Raw genomic sequence first — 1,689 nt, 5'->3', positions numbered from 1 at the left:
TGTTCACCACGCCGGCGCGGCGTGCGCGTTCGGCGAGCGTGGCGCATGCCGCGGCGGCGCGCGCCTTGTGCGGCAGGGTGACGTTGGCGCCGTCGCCGTCGAACGCGGCCAGCGCGGCTTCGAAATCCGGGGCGTCGATCGCCGTGTACGCAATCGACACCCCGGCCTGCTTCGCGAACGCCGCGTGGATGCGCGGCGAAAGCGAGTGTGCGACCGGGTGGCCGATGACGGCGTAGCGCTTCATCCCTGCGTGCAGTTCATTCGCGCAGCCAGCGCGCCGCGTCGAGGGCGAAGTAGGTGAGCACGCCGTCCGCGCCGGCACGCTTGATCCCGGTCAGCGCTTCCAGCGTGCACGCGCGTTCGTCCAGCCAGCCGTTGGCATGGGCCGCCTTGAGCATCGCGTACTCGCCGCTGACCTGGTAGACGAACGTCGGCACGCCGAACTCGTCCTTCACCCTGCGCACGATGTCCAGGTACGGCATGCCCGGCTTGACCATGACCATGTCCGCGCCTTCCTCCAGGTCCAGCGCGATCTCGCGCATGGCCTCGTCGGCGTTGGCCGGGTCCATCTGGTAGGTGTACTTGTTGCCCTTGCCCAGTGCGCCGGCCGAGCCGACCGCGTCGCGGAACGGGCCGTAGAACGCCGAGGCGTACTTGGCGCTGTAGGCGAGGATGCGGGTGTGGACGTGGCCGTCGAGCTCCAGCGCTGCGCGGATCGCGCCGACGCGTCCGTCCATCATGTCGCTGGGCGCGACCACGTCGGCGCCTGCGCGCGCATGCGACAGCGCCTGCTTGACCAGGACCTCTACGGTCTCGTCGTTGACCACGTAGCCGCTGTCGTCGAGCAGGCCGTCCTGCCCGTGCACGGTGTAGGGGTCCAGGGCGACGTCGGTGATGACGCCAAGGTCCGGAAAGCGCTGCTTGAGCGCGCGCACCGCGCGCTGGCACAGGCCGTCGTCGTCATGGGCGGCGGCGGCATCCAGCGACTTGGCTTCCGGCGCGGTCACCGGGAACAGCGCCAGCGCCGGCACGCGCAGTTCGCTGGCCTGTTCGGCCACGCGCAGCAGCTCGTCGATCGACAGCCGCTCGATGCCGGGCATCGACGGCACCGGCGCGCGCCCGGACAGCTCGTGCACGAACACCGGATAGATGAGGTCGTCGGCGGTGAGGACCGTCTCGCGCATCAACCGCCGCGAGAACTCGTCGCGGCGCATCCGCCGCGGCCGGATGAAGGGATGGCTCATGCGGCCATTCTACGCCTGTGGGCCGTGGACCCCGTCGATCTCGACCGCCAGGTCGCGGCGGCAGATCGCCGCGTGCAGTACGACGCGGGGGACGCGGTCGCCGAAGCGCTCGTCCAGGGCCGCGGCGACGGCTTCGATGTCCCCGCGGTCGCGCACATAGACCTTGAGCCGGGTGCCGCCGCCGAAATGCGCCGGCAGTTCGGGCTGGCGATCGCGCGCGGCGCCGAGCAGGGCGTCGAAATTGGCCAGGGTCTCGCCGAGCTGGGCGAGCACGGCGCCCGGATGCGCGGTGGCATGGCCGACGACGCTGGCGGTACCCGACAGCAGCAGCGGCATCCGGCTGCCGGTCGGAGGCAACATGGCGCGGGCGAAGCTCGGCGGTTGCGGGCCGTAGGCGCGCGGGTAGCGCCAGGCACTGACCTGGCGCGGATTCTCCACAGGCGCG

The 1,689-nt window shown here is 71.4% G+C and carries 1 protein-coding gene and 2 pseudogenes; all 3 read right to left on the bottom strand.

The window, feature by feature from the left end:
* Positions 1-244 (bottom strand): annotated as a pseudogene (locus tag QAA18_RS12745) (shikimate dehydrogenase); the annotation flags it as partial.
* Between the two features lie 13 nt (positions 245-257).
* Positions 258-1,244: a porphobilinogen synthase gene (hemB, locus tag QAA18_RS12740; protein ID WP_279413461.1), complete on the bottom strand. Its 987-nt coding sequence runs from the start codon at positions 1,242-1,244 to the stop codon at positions 258-260.
* 9 nt (positions 1,245-1,253) lie between these two features.
* A pseudogene (locus tag QAA18_RS12735) lies at positions 1,254-1,689 on the bottom strand (pteridine-dependent deoxygenase); the annotation flags it as partial.

The sequence above is a fragment of the Luteimonas sp. 8-5 genome, assembly GCF_029763755.1.
Classification (GTDB): domain Bacteria; phylum Pseudomonadota; class Gammaproteobacteria; order Xanthomonadales; family Xanthomonadaceae; genus Cognatiluteimonas.
The sequence above is the reverse complement of the archived record's forward strand: the minus strand, read 5'-3'. Positions and strand labels throughout refer to the sequence as shown.